This is a genomic window from Pseudomonas sp. HN8-3 (genome assembly GCF_020790195.1).
Lineage (GTDB): Bacteria > Pseudomonadota > Gammaproteobacteria > Pseudomonadales > Pseudomonadaceae > Aquipseudomonas > Aquipseudomonas synxantha_A.
The window spans coordinates 22,633-37,994 of record NZ_CP086206.1 but is presented as its reverse complement, the minus strand read 5'-3'; the positions used below and the strand labels follow the sequence as shown (position 1 = coordinate 37,994).

Sequence of the window (15,362 nt, the reverse complement as noted above, 5' to 3'; positions counted from 1 at the left end):
ACGTCACCCCAACGCACTTCCATGCCTATTGCCGTCTAACCACCCTCGCAAGCCCCCCCGCATTTCTTGCTTCCCGGTCGTTAAGTTAGTTGCATCAGAAGTCATCCCTGGCTCTCAGGAGTACATCATGGCCTTTGATCTCATTACCTCTTCAGACTCCCGTCACTCAACCTTGCAAAAGGGCTTCAACCTGCGCTGGCCGTTGGGCAATGTGCAGGGTCAGTCTTCGCAAAATGGCGCCAACCTGATCTACCTCTGCCGCAACCCACAAGACATCATTGACGCCGCCGCGCAGGCATTGGCCCTTCCCGAGGGGCGCATCACCGTACGCAGTGGTGGTCATTGCTACGAAGGCTTTGTCGCCAACAAGATGCCCGACAGTCCACTTGAGGTACTGTCGATTCTGGATATCAGTGCGTTGAACCAGGTGGTCTACGACGCCAGCGGGCAAATCGGCTCCGAGCTGGACCCCAGCGCTGCTGAACGCTATAGCTTTCGCCTGGAAGCCGGCGGACAAAACTGGGATGCCTATGTCGCGTTATACAAGCTTGCCAACAAAACCCTGCCCGGTGGCTCGTGTTATTCAGTGGGCCTTGGCGGACATATTTGCGGAGGCGGCTATGGGCTGCTGTCGCGCAAATATGGACTGGTATGTGACTGGCTCAGCGGTGTGGATATCCTGGTGCCCGACAGCCTTGGCAAAGGCCTCGAACCGCGCCACGTTTCTCGCGACAGCACCAATCAGGACGAACTGGACCTGTTCGCCGCGTGTTGCGGTGCCGGTGGCGGACAGTTCGGCATCATCACCAGCTATTACTTCAAAGACCTGCCACCGGCACCGAAAGAGGTACTGTGGCTGGTGTTGGAATGGGACTGGTCCGTACTGACCAAACCTGCACTCGATAACCTGCTGGTGGCCTATCAATCATGGTTCGCCAGCAATCAAAGCAACACGGACACTTGGGGCCTGGCGACCAAGCTGGAGATGCGCCACCAGCACACAGGCAATGTGACCCTGGGTATTCACTATGTGGACAAGGATGGCGAACTGAACGAACGGGCGCCCTTCGATGACTTCGTCGACAAGATGCTCACAGCCATTGGCCTGCCCGCTACAGAGTCCCTGGTCCCATTTCACGTCATCCATCTGCCGCGCAGCACTACCAACGGGCGCACCATCGACTCAGTGTCATCCGCCCGAGCAGCCTCTCAACGCTTGGACTGGCTGGTGTGCCAACAGACATTGAACGGTTCGGGGGACAACCAGCGTGGGCGCTATAAATCGGCCTACCAGAAGGGCCCTTTCAGCCCTCAAGTGCTGGACGCCATCTGGACCACATTGACCTGGCCAGACCCTGATAACCACCTGACACAAAGCCTCATTCAGATTCAGTCTTTCGGTGGCCAGATCAATGCCGCCAGCGAGCCAGTGCGCAGGGAGTCGTCAGCCGCTCAGCGCTCGTCATACCTCAAGTGGCAACCGCAATGTTACTGGCGCGGCGATAGCGCCGCCTCGGATCAAGCCCATGCCGACTGGATCCGAGGGTTGTACTTCAACGCGTTCGCCGATGATCAGGGCGTACCGGTCAACGACGAGTTTGAAGGTTGTTACATCAATTACCCCGACCTCGATATGACCTACATCGGTGGCAATCCGGCCGATGGCAAAAACCCACAGTGGTACAAGATCTTCTTTCCCGACCTGATCATCGAAAGCCGCCTGCGGCGTACCAAAAAGCGCTGGGACCCACACAACATTTTCCATAACGAAATGTCGGTGCCGTAATCGCGAAAGAAGGGCGACTCCAAGGTCGCCCTTTTTTACAGCTCGATCCGCTCGACTTTACCTACAAGCAATATGTAGGAAAGTGCTCCCAGCAACGCCAGCACCGCGATGTAAGTAATCGCCGGCGCAAACGACGAACCACTGGCCAGAAAGCCAATCACGATGGGCGTAGCGATTGCCGACAGGTTACCGATGAAGTTGAACACGCCTCCGGTCAGCCCAAGCAACCGCGCAGGCGCCAAGGTCGAAACCAGCGACCAGGTGATCGACGCCAGGCCATTGCCGAAAAATGCCACCGCCAGAAACGCGATGACCCACGCCGTGGAGTCCACGTAATTGGCACCGATGATCGCCGTGGAAATCAGCAGCCCACTGATGATCGGCAACTTGCGGGCAAAGCCTACCGAGGCACCACGACGGATCAACCAATCGGAAAACACCCCCGAACACAGCACGCCCACAAAAGCGGCCAGGAACGGCAACGACGCCAACAAACCTGACTGGATAAAGTCCATGCCGCGATATTTCACCAGGTACGTCGGGAACCAGGTCAGGAAGAACCATAGCGTAGAGTTCAGGCAAAACTGCCCCAGGTAGATGCCCCAGAGTTTGCGCTTGCTCAGCACGATACCGAGGTCGACCCAACTGAAGGGTGCCTTGGCCGTTTGCGCCTGCATGTCCACCAGCCCACCACCGTCACGGATCAACTGGATTTCGGCTTCGTTGGCGCCTTTGAAATCTTTGGGCTCGCGATACACCGCGTACCAGATCGCGGCCCACAGGATGCCGACGCCACCGGTAACGACAAACACCATGTGCCAGCCGTACTGGTGTTGCAGCCAAGCCAGTACCGGCGTGAGGAACGCCAGGCCGACAAATTGCCCGGAGGTGTAGACGCCGATAGCCGTGGCGCGCTCGCGCTCGGGAAACCAGGTGGTGACCACACGGCTGTTGATGGGATAGGCCGGCGCCTCCAACGCGCCAACGGCCATACGCAACACGAACAACGCGATAAAGCTGGCGGCGAAACCGAGCATCACGGTGGCAATCGACCACAGCAGCAGGGCGGCTGTGTAGAGAATGCGCGGCGGCACCCGGTCTACCAGCCAGCCGCCGGGGATTTGCATGGCCGCGTAAGTCCAGCCGAAAGCGGAAAAAATAAGCCCGACCTGCACCGGGTCGATACCCAGCTCGCTGGTCAGCGCAGGCGCGGCAATCGACAGGTTGCTGCGGTCCAGGTAGTTGATCACCACGGTGATGAACAGCAGCACCATGATGAAGAAGCGCTTTCGGCTAGGCGTGACTAAAGAAGCCTGCCCGGTGTGGGATTCAGGGTGCATGGGGTGCCTCTTTTTATGTTTGTTGAGGACAAAACGTGCTGAAGGAACGCGGTCAATGTGGGAGCGCATTCCTTCAGATAAAAATCACCACTCGGCAAAACTGCCGTCGGCGTGGCGCCAGATCGGATTGCGCCAGCGATGGCCGATAGCCGCGCGCTCAATCACGTATTCCTCGTTGATCTCGATGCCCAGGCCCGGGCCGTTGGGGATCTTCACAAAGCCCTGGTCATAGTCGAACACGCCCGGGTCGCGCACGTAGTCGAGCAGGTCGTTGCTTTCGTTATAGTGGATACCCAGGCTTTGCTCCTGGATAAATGCGTTGTAGCAAGCCGCATCCAGTTGCAGGCACGCTGCCAGGGCAATCGGGCCCAGCGGACAGTGCAGGGCCAGGGCCACGTCGTAGGCTTCGGCCATGTTGGCGATCTTGCGGGTTTCGGTAATCCCGCCTGCGTGGGAGGCGTCCGGCTGGATGATGTCGACGTAGCCTTCGCTGAGCACACGCTTGAAATCCCAACGCGAAAACAGGCGCTCGCCCAGGGCAATCGGCGTACTGGTCAGCGGCGCCAGTTCTTTCAATGCTTCGTAGTTTTCGCTGAGCACCGGTTCTTCAATGAACATCAGTTTGTAAGGATCAAGCTCTTTCATCAGCACCTTGGCCATGGGCTTGTGCACGCGGCCATGAAAGTCGACGCCGATACCGACGTTAGGGCCCACCGCATCGCGCACGGCAGCGACATTGGCCAGTGCCAGGTCGACTTTGTCGAAGCTGTCGAGGAACTGCAGTTCTTCGGTGCCGTTCATTTTCACCGCAGTGAAGCCACGAGCCACGGCCTCTTTGGCTGCACGGGCAGTGTCGGCGGGGCGGTCGCCACCGATCCACGAGTACACGCGAATCTTGTCACGCACCTGGCCGCCCAGCAGATCGCTGACCGAGACGCCCAGCGCCTTGCCCTTGATGTCCCACAACGCCTGGTCGATACCGGCGAGGGCGCTCATGTGCACGGCACCGCCGCGATAGAACCCGCCGCGATAGAGCACCGTCCAGATATCTTCGATATTGCGTGGGTCTTTGCCGATCAGGTAGTCGGACAGTTCTTCGACGGCGGCGGCCACTGTGTGAGCGCGGCCTTCGACCACGGGCTCACCCCAGCCAGTCACGCCCTGGTCGGTTTCGACCTTGAGGAAGCACCAGCGCGGCGGGACGATAAAGGTCGTCAATTTGGTGATTTTCATCTCTTGTCTCTCTTATGGATGCAGCGCCTGCGGGCGCGGAACTTGCTATCAGCTCAGGGCTTTCCAGGCGGCGACATAAGCCTGGGCACGGCTCGCGACCTGATCCACTGTCATTCCCGGCTTGAACAAGCCGGAGCCCAACCCGAACCCTTTCGCGCCGGCGTCGATAAACACCTGCATGTTGTCCGGCGTAACACCGCCTACCGGCAGCAGCAGCGTGCCCGCCGGCAATACCGCCAGCCACGCCTTGATCACCGAAGGACCGATCTGCTCGGCCGGGAACAGCTTCAATACGTCGGCGCCTTCGGCCAGTGCGGCAAACGCCTCGGTTGGCGTCGCCACGCCAGGCGACAAGTACAGGCCTGCGGCCTTGGCGGCGCGCAGTACTTTGGCATCGCTATGGGGCATGACAATCACTTGGCCACCAGCCGCCTTCACCTGCTCGACCTGTTCAGGCGTCAACACCGTGCCGGCGCCGATCAGGCAATCGGCGGGCAGGCTGTCGCGCAGGGTGCGAATGCTGGTGTACGGCTCCGGCGAATTGAGCGGGACTTCGATCACACGAAAACCCGCGTCGTACAACACCTGGCCGATGGCCTGGGCTTCGTCCGGGCGTATGCCACGCAGGATTGCGATCAAACCGTTTTGCGCGAGTGCTTGCTTGAGCATGTCAGGCCTCCGTTACAGGTTGAGTGAGCCCAGCCGCCACGGCCAATTGCCACAGGCCGCGCTCGGTGGCTTCCTGCGCCAGGCTGACGTGGGCGAAGCCGCAAAGGGCCAGAGCGCGTTGATAGCGGGCGCAGAGTGGGGCGGCGCCAACCAGGATGATCGGCTTGGTTTTGGCGCTGTCTGGCAAACCGGCGAGTTCGTGGCCGATCAACAGGCCGGACAGGTAGTCGGGCTGCTGGTTGGGTGCAAGCTCAGCCGTCAGGCCCAGGGTACGGGCACTGAACAAGGTCGACAGCACGCCACGCCTGCCATCCTTTGAAAACGCCACGTGCACGCCACGGTCAAAGGCCTCGGCCTGGAATTGCTCGCTCGGCTGTTGAGTGCGACCCAGGATGCTGTGTTTGCTCAACACCGCGAACAGTTCACCGGTCATGAAGGTGTCGAAATGCGTAATGCAGCCTTCACTCACCTCGACCCATTTGGAGTGGCTGCCGGGCAACCCGATCAGCACTTGGGCCCCAAGCCCCTGCAGCACGCCGAGCACCTGGGTTTCTTCGCCGCGCATCACATTGGGCAAACCCGCTTGCTCAATCACCCCCGGCACAATATGCACATCCACCCCACGCAGGCTGCGCACGCGGTGCAACGCCAAGCCCAGGCTGGCGACATCCACAGGCGTGGCGCAATAAGCCGCCTCGCTCCAACCCTGCGCGCTGCCAACCATACCGCAGGCAATCACTGGCAATTCAGGCTGGGCGTCGAGCCAATCGCCGCAGGCGCTATCGAACGCCAACTCGAAGCCGTCAGTGCAATGAATACCGTTGATGTCCCGTGGCTCGCTGGGCAAATGCATGATGCCCCAGGCTTGCGCGCGCTGTTCCAGCACAACGCCCGCCGAGCCGAGTTTGTAAGCACGAAGGGAGCTGGTCCCCCAATCGAGCGCGATCAATTGCGCCTGCATCGCTTCACCTGAAATGAGTGGGTGCTGAAAAAAGCAGATGGGCGAATATAAACCTACGCGCCGGAATATCTCAATATATAAATATCGATCCCACATAATGAGACGAAGCAAGATTAATCCTACACCGTTCCCTGTTTTTACTTAGGGAAAGGCAAGGCGTTATCTGATAAGGAAAGTTAAAAAACCGACAGATCTAGCTCGCGCATCGCACCCATCCAGATCGCGTAGTCGGTGTGGTCCTTCAGGTCATCGCCGGTTTCAGGGTGCAGGAAGACCACCAGGCCATCGCGGTGCAGCGCCAGCCACGGCAACACCACGCCGATGTATTCCGGCTCGAATGCCAGCTGGCAGCTCCAATCCGGATGCGGGCCCACCGGCCGCTCATGCACACGGCCCATGCGCAACGGGAACAGCCTGGCGGCGTCCTCACACAGCGTGCGCGCCTGGTCGATGGTGCTGGCGTCGAAGTAGATATGGGCGTGATAGCCCTTGATACGTTGCATGACGGACTCCGGATCCACGATGTGCCGATCCTAGACCGCAATCGAAGGCAGGGCCAGCCCGGTCAACGACTGCGCACTGCTGGCCTGTTCCGCCATCAGCCATTGGACAAAACGCTCAACCAACTGCCCGCGGCGTTTGCGCTGGGGTTGCACCACGTAATAACCGAAACGCGAGGTCACCGTGGGGCTGATCGGTCGGCACAGCCAGTTCTGTTCCAGCAGGTTATCCACCAAATGGCGCCAGCCGATGGCAACGCCCTGGCCGGCAATCGCAGCCTGAATCAGCAAGGTGTAGTTGTCGAAGCGCAATTGCCCGGGAGTTGGCGCAGCGGATATACCCAATTGGCGGAACACCCCGCTCCAGTCGAACCATTGGCTGTTGTTTTCCTGACGCAGGTGCAGCAACGGGTACTCGGGCAAGGATTGCACCGTCATCGGCGCGGCCTGAGCCTTGAGCCACTGCGGGCTGCATACCGGGAACACTTCCTCATTGAACAACCACAGGCTGTCGCCCTGCTTGAAACGGCCATCGCCGAACAGCACCGCCACATCAATATCGCTGCGCAGGCTGGCATGGTTGCGCTCACTGGTAACCAGGCTCACATCCACCTGCGGGTTGGCCTGGTGAAAGCGATGCAGGCGCGGCATCAGCCAATAGGCGGCGAAGGCGAAGTCGGTAGCCACTTGCAGTACTTCGTGCTGGTCCTGTTGGGTGATGGTGCTGAGCCCTTGATTGATGCTTTGCAGGGCGCCCTGTACGTGCTCGAACAACAGCACGCCGGCGTCGGTCAGTTCGATACCGCGATAGATGCGGTCAAACAGGCGGATTGCCAGTTGTTCTTCAAGACGCTTGATCTGCTGGCTGACCGCCGGCTGGGTCGTGCCAAGCTCCATCGCCGCGGCGGTAAAACTGCGGTGGCGCGCCGCCGCTTCGAAGGCTCGCAGCAGATCGAGAGAGAGGTTACCCAGCGCTTCATACATAAGCTGTCGTTATCCTAGGCATTGCTTGTCATGGGCTTTACCCTGATTTCCATGGGCCGCATTCTCATTGGCATAAACACTTACTATGGAATGCCGAGAAACCATGAAGCGCAAGAACATTCTTTTCATCATGGCCGATCAAATGGCCGCTCCCATGCTGCCGTTCTACGGGCCTTCCTCGATCAAGCTGCCCAACCTCAGCCGCCTCGCCGCCCAAGGCGTGGTATTCGAGGCCGCCTATTGCAACAGTCCGTTGTGTGCGCCTTCGCGCTTCACTCTGGTCAGCGGCCAGTTGCCGAGCAAGATCGGCGCCTACGACAACGCTGCCGATTTCCCCGCCGATGTGCCGACCTATGCCCACTACCTGCGTCGCCTCGGCTACCGCACCACGTTGTCGGGCAAGATGCATTTCTGCGGCCCCGACCAGTTGCACGGCTATGAAGAACGCCTGACCAGCGATATCTACCCCGCGGACTATGGCTGGGCGGTGAATTGGGATGAGCCCGACGTACGCCCCACCTGGTACCACAACATGTCTTCGGTGCTGCAAGCGGGCCCGTGCGTGCGCACCAACCAGCTGGACTTCGACGAGGAGGTGGTGTTCAAGGCGCAGCAATACCTGTTCGATCATATCCGCGAGGACGGTGATCGGCCCTTCTGCCTGACCGTATCGATGACCCATCCCCACGACCCTTACACCATTCCCAAGCCGTTCTGGGACCTGTACGACGACGCCGACATCCCTTTGCCTGCAACGCCGGCGCAAGCAGAGCTGGACCCACACTCCCAGCGTCTGCTCAAGGTCTATGACTTGTGGGATAAACCGCTGCCTGTGGACAAGATCCGCGATGCCCGTCGCGCCTACTTCGGTGCGTGCAGTTACATCGACAGCAATGTCGGCAAACTCCTGCAAACCCTGGAAGACACCGGCCTGGCTGACGACACCCTGATCATCTTCTCCGGCGACCACGGTGACATGCTCGGCGAGCGCGGCCTCTGGTACAAAATGCACTGGTTTGAAATGGCCGCCCGCGTGCCGCTGCTGATCAGTGCGCCGGGCCAATTTGCGGCTGGGCGGGTCACTCAGGCCGTGTCCACCGCCGACCTGCTGCCGACCCTGGTGGAGCTGGCCGGCGGCGAGCTGGACCCACACTTGCCGCTGGACGGTCGCTCTCTGGTCCCGCACCTGCAAGGGCAGGGCGGGCATGACGAAGTGTTTGGCGAATACATGGCCGAAGGCACCATCAGCCCATTGATGATGATTCGCCGGGGCGCCTACAAATTTATCTACAGCGAAGACGACCCTTGCCTACTGTTTGATGTGCGCAACGACCCGCACGAGCGGGAGAACCTCAGCCTGTCAGCAGAACATCGCTCGCTGTTCGAGGCCTTTTTGCATGAGGCGCGGGCCAAATGGGACATCCCGGCGATCCATCAGCAAGTGCTTGCCAGCCAGCGTCGCCGCCGCCTGGTGTTTGAGGCACTGACTCAAGGCACGCTCAAGAGCTGGGACCACCAGCCACAGGTGGATGCCAGTCAGCAGTACATGCGCAACCATATCGACCTCGACGACCTGGAGCGCAAGGCACGTTATCCACAACCCTGCCAAAACCAATAAACAGACAGAGGGAAGGCCATGCAAAAGTTGACCGTGGTACTGAGCATATTGGCGCTGGGCAGCGCCAACGTGTACGCAGACGCTCGCTGTGAAACGGTAAAGATGGCCGATCCAGGCTGGAGCGACATTGCCGCCACCAATGCCATTACCGGCTTTTTGCTGACGGGCATGGGCTACAAAGCCAAGGTCGATACCCTGGCGGTGCCGATCACCTTTGGCGGGCTCAAGGACGGCCAGGTGGATGTGTTTCTCGGCAACTGGATGCCGGCGCAACAAGGTTTTTATGACAAGTTCGTGGCCAACGGCGATGTGGTGCAACTGGCGAAGAACCTCGACGGCACCGAGTTCACCCTCGCGGTGCCGGACTACGTATGGGACGCCGGCGTACGTGACTTTGCCGACCTGAACAAGTTTGCCGACAAGTTCGACAAGAAGATCTACGGCATCGGCTCCGGCGCGCCGGCAAATATCTCGTTGCAGGAGATCATCAAAAAGAATGACTTCGACCTGGGCCAGTGGAAGCTGATCGAATCCAGCGAGCAGGCGATGCTCGCCGAGGTGTCGCGAGCGGTGAAGAAACAGCGCTTCGTCACCTTCCTCGGCTGGACGCCGCACCCGATGAACGTGCAGTTGAAGATGCATTACCTCAAGGGCGGCGAGCAGTATTTTGGCGCCACCGGTAGCGTGTATACCTTGACCCGCAAGGGTTACGCCCAAGCCTGCCCGAATGTCGCCAAACTGCTGACCAACCTGAGTTTCACCCAGGAGATGGAGAACGGCATCATGGCGCAGGTGGCCAACAACAAGGTCAGCAATGCCGAGGCGGCCAAAGCGTGGATCAAGGCCAACCCCGCGGTGCTGGACAAGTGGCTCGACGGCGTGAAAACCCTGGATGGCCAGGATGCGTTGCCCGCGGTCAAAGCCCAACTCTAAGATGCGCCTGGATCCAAATGTGGGAGGGGGCTTGCCCCCGATGACGGCCTATCAGCTATGAATGTATTGGCTGAAACACCGCTATCGGGAGCAAGCCCCCTCCCACAGGGAGCCGGTGTGTACTGATACTCTAAGCCAAACCTTCTACCCGAGCCTGCGATGCCCCGGCCCAACCGCCACACACTCTTCCCCTTCCTCAGCTGGCTCCCGCGCCAAACCCGCGCCAGCGTCGGCCGGGATGCGATCGTCGGCCTCAGTGGCGCCGTACTGGCCCTGCCACAGTCGATTGCCTACGCACTGATCGCCGGCCTGCCACCGGAATACGGGCTCTACGCGGCGATCATCCCGGTCTTGATCGCTTGCCTGTGGGGCTCTTCCTGGCACCTGATCTGTGGGCCCACGGCGGCGATTTCCATCGTGCTTTACGCCAGTATCAGCCCATTGGCCGTGCCAGGTTCCCAGGACTACATCACCCTCATCCTGTTGCTGACCTTCCTCGCCGGGGTGTTCCAGTGGTTGCTCGGCCTTCTGCGCTTTGGCGCGCTGGTGAATTTTGTCTCCCATTCGGTGGTGCTGGGTTTCACCCTGGGCGCCGCGGTGGTGATTGCCCTGGGGCAGTTGCCGAACCTGCTGGGGCTGGACTTGCCGAGCCAGGCCACCGCCCTCAACAGCCTGCTGGCGCTGGTCGACCATGGCGGTGAGTGGGATCGTGCGTCCCTGATCCTCGGGCTCGGCACTTTGCTGGTGGGCGCGCTGCTCAAGTCTCTGGTGCCACGCTGGCCGACGCTGTTGATCGCTTTAGTCCTGGGTAGCCTGACGGCATGGCTGTGGCCGACGATGTTCGGGCATGTGGCGCTGGTCAGTTCGTTTATCGGCCAGTTGCCGCCGTTCAGTCCATTGCCGATGGACCTGGACCTGGTACTGCGCCTGTTGCCCAGCGCGGTGGCGGTGGGGATGCTGGGGTTGGTGACCAGCCTGTCGATTGCGCGCTCACTGTCGGCTCGCTCGCAACAATTACTCGACGCCAACCAGGAAGTGCGCGCCCAGGGTTTATCCAACATCGTTGGCGGATTTTTCTCCGGCTACCTGTCAGCGGGTTCGTTCACCCGTTCGGGCCTCAGTTACGAGGCGGGTGCTTGTTCGCCCCTGGCTGGGGTGTTTTCGGCGCTGTGGGTGGCGTTATTTGCGTTGTTCGGCGCGACGTTGATCGCGCATATTCCCATCCCCAGCATGGCCGCCAGCATCCTGCTGATTTGCTGGGGTTTGGTGGATCATCGAGGGATTCGTGCTTTGTTTCGTGTCAGCCGCGCCGAATTCGTGGTGATGGGCCTGACGTGTGTCGCCACCTTGCTGCTGGAGCTACAAACGGCGATTTATGCCGGGGTGTTGGCATCGCTGTTTTTCTACCTCAAGCGCACTTCGCAACCACGGGTTCAGCAATGGCGCGATGGGGACGAGGATGTATTACGCGTGGGTGGCTCGATCTTTTTTGGCGCCAGCCATTACCTGCAAGTACGCCTGCAAAGTCTGCAGGGCACGCGGGTGGTGATCGAAGCGCAGCAGATCAATTTTATCGACTACTCCGGGGTGGAGATGCTGCATCAGGAGGCGCGACGGTTGGCGCGGTTGGGGCGTAGCCTGACCTTGCGTGGGGCCAGGCCGCAAGTAATCGAAGAGTTAAGAAAACTGGAAGGGGCCAAGAGTTGCCCCCTCCATTTCCAAGATTGAACACGATCAGGCCAATTGACGGCGTAGTTCGGCTAACACCGGCGCTGAATCAGGGCGCACACCACGCCACAGGAAGAAGGCTTCCGCTGCCTGCTCCACCAGCATCCCCAAACCATCCATCGCCACCACAGCGCCGTGTTCCGCAGCCCAGCGGCAGAACGCGGTAGGTTCCTTGGCGTACATCATGTCGTAGCAGAACGTCTTGCCCGGCTCGATCAGGCTGCCGGCAATCGGCGGTACATCGCCTGACAGGCTGGCGGACGTGGCATTGATGATCACGTCAACCGGCTCACGTAGCCAGTCGAAACCACTGGCAGACACCGGGCCCAGGTCGTCGAACAGCTCAGCCAGCAGCTCGGCCTTTTCCACGGTGCGGTTGGCAATGATCAACGAAGAGGGTTGCTGTGCCAGCAACGGCTCAAGTGCACCGCGCACCGCGCCACCGGCTCCCAACAACAGGATGCGTTTGCCTTGCAGGTTCAGCCCGGCGTTGACCGTCAGGTCGCGCACCAGGCCGGCGCCGTCGGTGTTGTCTCCCAACAACGTACCGTCCGCCAGTTTGCTCAGGGTGTTCACGGCTCCAGCGCGCTGGGCGCGTTCGGTCAAGGTATCGGCCAAACGATAGGCGTCTTCCTTGAACGGCACGGTCACGTTGGCGCCACGGCCCTGGCGAAAAAACTCACGGGCGCAGAGGGTGAAATCCTCCAACGGCGCGAGCAACGTGCTGTAGTCCAGTTGTTCGCCGGTCTGCTCGGCGAACATACGGTGGATCAGCGGCGATTTACTGTGGCCGATGGGGTTGCCGAACACGACATAACGGTCCATCACACCGCCGCCTTGGCTGCAACGACGCCGAGCCAGTCGCGGTCTTGCAGGAAATAATCGGTGAGGCGCGCCTCTTCGCTACCGGCCTCGGCCTTCCAGTCGTAGCTCCAACGGACCTGGGGCGGCAGCGACATCAGGATCGACTCTGTACGCCCGCCCGACTGCAAACCGAACAGGGTGCCACGGTCATAGACCAGGTTGAATTCGACGTAGCGGCCCCGGCGGAACTCCTGGAACTGACGCTGCTGCTCGGTATACGCCATGGCCTTGCGACGTTGCACAATCGGCAGGTAGGCATCGATATAGGCATCGCCGATGGCACGGATAAAGGCGAAACAGGTGTCGAAGCCCCATTCGTTCAAGTCATCGAAGAACAGGCCACCGATACCGCGAGGTTCATTGCGATGCTTGATGTGGAAATAGGCGTCGCACCAGGCTTTATAGCGTGCGTACACGTACGGGCCAAAGGGCGCACAAGCTTGCTCGGCCACACGGTGCCAGTGGACGCAGTCTTCTTCGTTGCCGTAATACGGGGTCAAGTCAAAGCCGCCACCGAACCACCACACCGGCTCTTCGCCTTCTTTTTCAGCGATGAAAAAGCGCACATTGGCGTGGGATGTCGGCACATGGGGATTATGCGGATGAATCACCAGTGACACGCCCAAGGCTTCAAACCCCCGACCAGCCAGCTCAGGCCGATGGGCACTGGCGGACGGTGGCAAACCGCTGCCAAACACGTGGGAAAAGTTAACGCCGCCTTTTTCGATCACCGAACCGTTCTCGATCACACGGGTGCGACCGCCACCACCGGCAGGCCGGGTCCAGGCGTCTTCGATAAAGCGAGTATCCGTCTCGAAGGTTTCCAGGGCGTTGCAAATGCGATCTTGCAGGTCAAGCAGGTAGGCTTTAACGGCCTCGGTGCGGGTAGTCATGGCATCACCTTGAATCGGGCAAAGCTACGCGAGGCCATCGGGCGTCGGCGGCAAATGGGCGCACAGGATACCACTGCGCCCACATGCCACTGCACTTAGGTGCGCGGCAGTTGACGAAGATCAAGCTTAGGAGTCCGATAGGGGGCTACGCAGATTCGAACCTAAGGAGAAGTGCAGATGGCCAAACGTATCCAGTTCAGCGCCCACGGCGGCCCCGAAGTACTTGAGTATGTGGACTACACGCCAGCGGAGCCTGGCCCACAACAGGTGCGGGTGCGTAACGAGGCCATCGGTCTGAACTTCATCGACACCTATTTTCGCAGTGGCCTCTACGCACCGCCCGCGCTGCCATCGGGCCTGGGCGCAGAAGGCGCTGGTGTAGTCGATGCCGTGGGCAGTGAAGTCACCCAGTTCAAAGTCGGCGACCGCGTGGCCTACGGCAGCGGCCCGCTGGGTGCCTACAGCGAGTTGCATGTGTTGCCCGCCGCCAACCTGGTGCACCTGCCGGATGACATCAGTTTCGAGCAGGCCGCCGGGGCCATGCTCAAGGGCCTGACCGTGCAATATCTGCTGCGCCAGACCTACGAATTGAAAGGCGGCGAAACCATCCTGTTCCACGCCGCTGCCGGTGGCGTCGGCTCCCTGGCCTGCCAATGGGCCAAGGCCCTGGGCGTGAAGCTGATCGGCACCGTGAGTTCGCCGGAAAAGGCCGCCCTGGCCAAATCCCTCGGCGCCTGGGAAACCATCGACTACAGCAAGGAGAATGTCGCACAACGTGTGCTGGAATTGACTGACGGTAAAAAGGTGCCGGTGGTGTACGACGGCGTCGGCAAGGACACCTGGCTGACCTCTCTGGACAGCGTGGCGCCACGGGGTTTGGTCGTAAGCTTTGGCAACGCGTCGGGCGCGGTGGACGGGGTGAACCTGGGCATTCTGTCGGCCAAGGGCTCGCTATACGTGACCCGCCCGACGCTGGCGACCTACGCCAACAATCCGGCGAACTTGCAGGCGATGGCGGACGATCTGTTTTCGATGATCAAGAGCGGCAAGGTGCGCATTGATATCAACCAGCGCTACCCGCTGGCGGATGCGGCCAAAGCGCAGACCGAGTTGTCGGCGCGACGCACGACTGGCTCAACCATTCTGTTGCCTTGAGTGCGTCATCGCAGGCAAGCCAGCTCCCACATTTGACCGCGATGACTGATCAAATGTGGGAGCCGGGCTTGCCCGCGATGGCCGTGCCTCGATCTCAGGAGGGGCGCACAACCTCACCTGTCACCAGGTCCCGAATCAGGCTTGGGTTCTTGCGCCCACCCAGCGCGCCACCCAACACCAAGTCCACTTGCCCGCGGAAATACTGCTCCACGCGAATACGCGTGCGTGCCGCCGGGCGCCCCTGAGGGTTGGCCGACGTGGAGATCAACGGCCCGACCTGAGCGCACAAATCCCTCACCAACGGGTGATCAGTGACCCGCAACGCCACGGTGTCATGCATACCCGTGACCCATTCGGGCAACAAGTCCTGGTGGGGCACCAGCCAGGTATTCGGCCCGGGCCAGGTGCTGGCCATGCGATCGATCCAGGTGTCCGGGAAGTCTTCGAACAGGAAGTCGAATTGACGAATGTTGTCCGCTACCAGAATCAGGCCCTTGTCCACCGAGCGGTTCTTGATCGCCAATAGCCGATCCACCGCTTCTTCATTCCACGGGTCGCAACCCAGGCCCCAGACCGCCTCGGTCGGATAGGCAATCACCGCGCCTGCGCGAATTTCCCGTGCGGCTTGCAGCACACGCCACCTGTTGACCATTATTTAATCTCCGGACTAAAGCTCTGGGCAGTTTACCGATCTTCGT

The 15,362-nt window shown here is 60.4% G+C and carries 14 protein-coding genes; 5 read left to right on the top strand and 9 right to left on the bottom strand.

Going from position 1 to position 15,362, the window contains the following annotated elements:
- The first annotated feature begins 127 nt into the window (after positions 1-127).
- Positions 128-1,786, top strand: a complete 1,659-nt coding sequence (locus LJX92_RS00165; RefSeq protein ID WP_228309159.1) for an FAD-dependent oxidoreductase — start codon at positions 128-130, stop codon at positions 1,784-1,786.
- A 35-nt stretch (positions 1,787-1,821) separates the two neighbouring features.
- Here the strand turns inward: LJX92_RS00165 and LJX92_RS00160 are convergent, their stop codons facing one another.
- From LJX92_RS00160 to LJX92_RS00135, 6 genes are all read right to left on the bottom strand, one after another.
- A complete protein-coding gene (locus LJX92_RS00160) occupies positions 1,822-3,126 on the bottom strand; it encodes an MFS transporter (RefSeq protein WP_078822703.1) in 1,305 nt (434 codons plus the stop codon).
- 84 nt (positions 3,127-3,210) lie between these two features.
- Positions 3,211-4,359, bottom strand: a complete 1,149-nt coding sequence (gene dgoD, locus LJX92_RS00155) for a galactonate dehydratase (RefSeq protein ID WP_005783400.1) — start codon at positions 4,357-4,359, stop codon at positions 3,211-3,213.
- A gap of 48 nt (positions 4,360-4,407) precedes the next feature.
- Positions 4,408-5,028: a 2-dehydro-3-deoxy-6-phosphogalactonate aldolase gene (locus LJX92_RS00150; RefSeq protein WP_005783399.1), complete on the bottom strand. Its 621-nt coding sequence runs from the start codon at positions 5,026-5,028 to the stop codon at positions 4,408-4,410.
- 1 nt (position 5,029) lies between these two features.
- A complete protein-coding gene (locus LJX92_RS00145; protein ID WP_228309158.1) occupies positions 5,030-5,989 on the bottom strand; it encodes a 2-dehydro-3-deoxygalactonokinase in 960 nt (319 codons plus the stop codon).
- A 176-nt stretch (positions 5,990-6,165) separates the two neighbouring features.
- On the bottom strand, positions 6,166-6,492 hold the full coding sequence (locus LJX92_RS00140; RefSeq protein WP_032878586.1) for a DOPA 4,5-dioxygenase family protein: 327 nt from the start codon (positions 6,490-6,492) through the stop codon (positions 6,166-6,168).
- A gap of 30 nt (positions 6,493-6,522) precedes the next feature.
- Positions 6,523-7,473 (bottom strand): choline sulfate utilization transcriptional regulator, encoded by a 951-nt coding sequence (locus LJX92_RS00135; protein ID WP_032878587.1) that lies wholly within the window; start codon positions 7,471-7,473, stop codon positions 6,523-6,525.
- Between the two features lie 103 nt (positions 7,474-7,576).
- On the opposite strand from LJX92_RS00135, the gene betC reads away from it, so the two are divergent.
- The 3 genes from betC (at position 7,577) to LJX92_RS00120 (ending at position 11,752) form a co-directional block, all read left to right on the top strand.
- Positions 7,577-9,091: a choline-sulfatase gene (gene betC, locus LJX92_RS00130; protein ID WP_228309157.1), complete on the top strand. Its 1,515-nt coding sequence runs from the start codon at positions 7,577-7,579 to the stop codon at positions 9,089-9,091.
- 18 nt (positions 9,092-9,109) lie between these two features.
- Entirely contained in the window at positions 9,110-10,024 is a 915-nt protein-coding gene (gene choX, locus LJX92_RS00125) for a choline ABC transporter substrate-binding protein (protein WP_032878589.1), read from the top strand.
- A gap of 159 nt (positions 10,025-10,183) precedes the next feature.
- The gene (locus tag LJX92_RS00120) at positions 10,184-11,752 is read left to right on the top strand and encodes a SulP family inorganic anion transporter (protein WP_032878591.1); all 1,569 of its coding nucleotides are present in this window, start codon (positions 10,184-10,186) and stop codon (positions 11,750-11,752) included.
- A gap of 6 nt (positions 11,753-11,758) precedes the next feature.
- Here LJX92_RS00120 and aroE read toward each other — a convergent pair whose 3' ends face one another.
- Both aroE and hemF read right to left on the bottom strand, forming a co-directional pair.
- Positions 11,759-12,577, bottom strand: a complete 819-nt coding sequence (gene aroE, locus LJX92_RS00115; protein ID WP_078822698.1) for a shikimate dehydrogenase — start codon at positions 12,575-12,577, stop codon at positions 11,759-11,761.
- On the bottom strand, positions 12,577-13,509 hold the full coding sequence (hemF, locus tag LJX92_RS00110; RefSeq protein WP_228309156.1) for an oxygen-dependent coproporphyrinogen oxidase: 933 nt from the start codon (positions 13,507-13,509) through the stop codon (positions 12,577-12,579). The genes aroE and hemF overlap by 1 nt, the downstream gene beginning before the upstream one ends.
- 177 nt (positions 13,510-13,686) lie before the next feature.
- Between hemF and LJX92_RS00105 the strand changes: the two genes are divergently transcribed.
- Positions 13,687-14,664, top strand: a complete 978-nt coding sequence (locus LJX92_RS00105) for a quinone oxidoreductase family protein (RefSeq protein WP_032878594.1) — start codon at positions 13,687-13,689, stop codon at positions 14,662-14,664.
- A 94-nt stretch (positions 14,665-14,758) separates the two neighbouring features.
- Here the strand turns inward: LJX92_RS00105 and LJX92_RS00100 are convergent, their stop codons facing one another.
- Positions 14,759-15,316: an L-threonylcarbamoyladenylate synthase gene (locus LJX92_RS00100; protein WP_032878595.1), complete on the bottom strand. Its 558-nt coding sequence runs from the start codon at positions 15,314-15,316 to the stop codon at positions 14,759-14,761.
- Positions 15,317-15,362 lie beyond the last annotated feature (46 nt).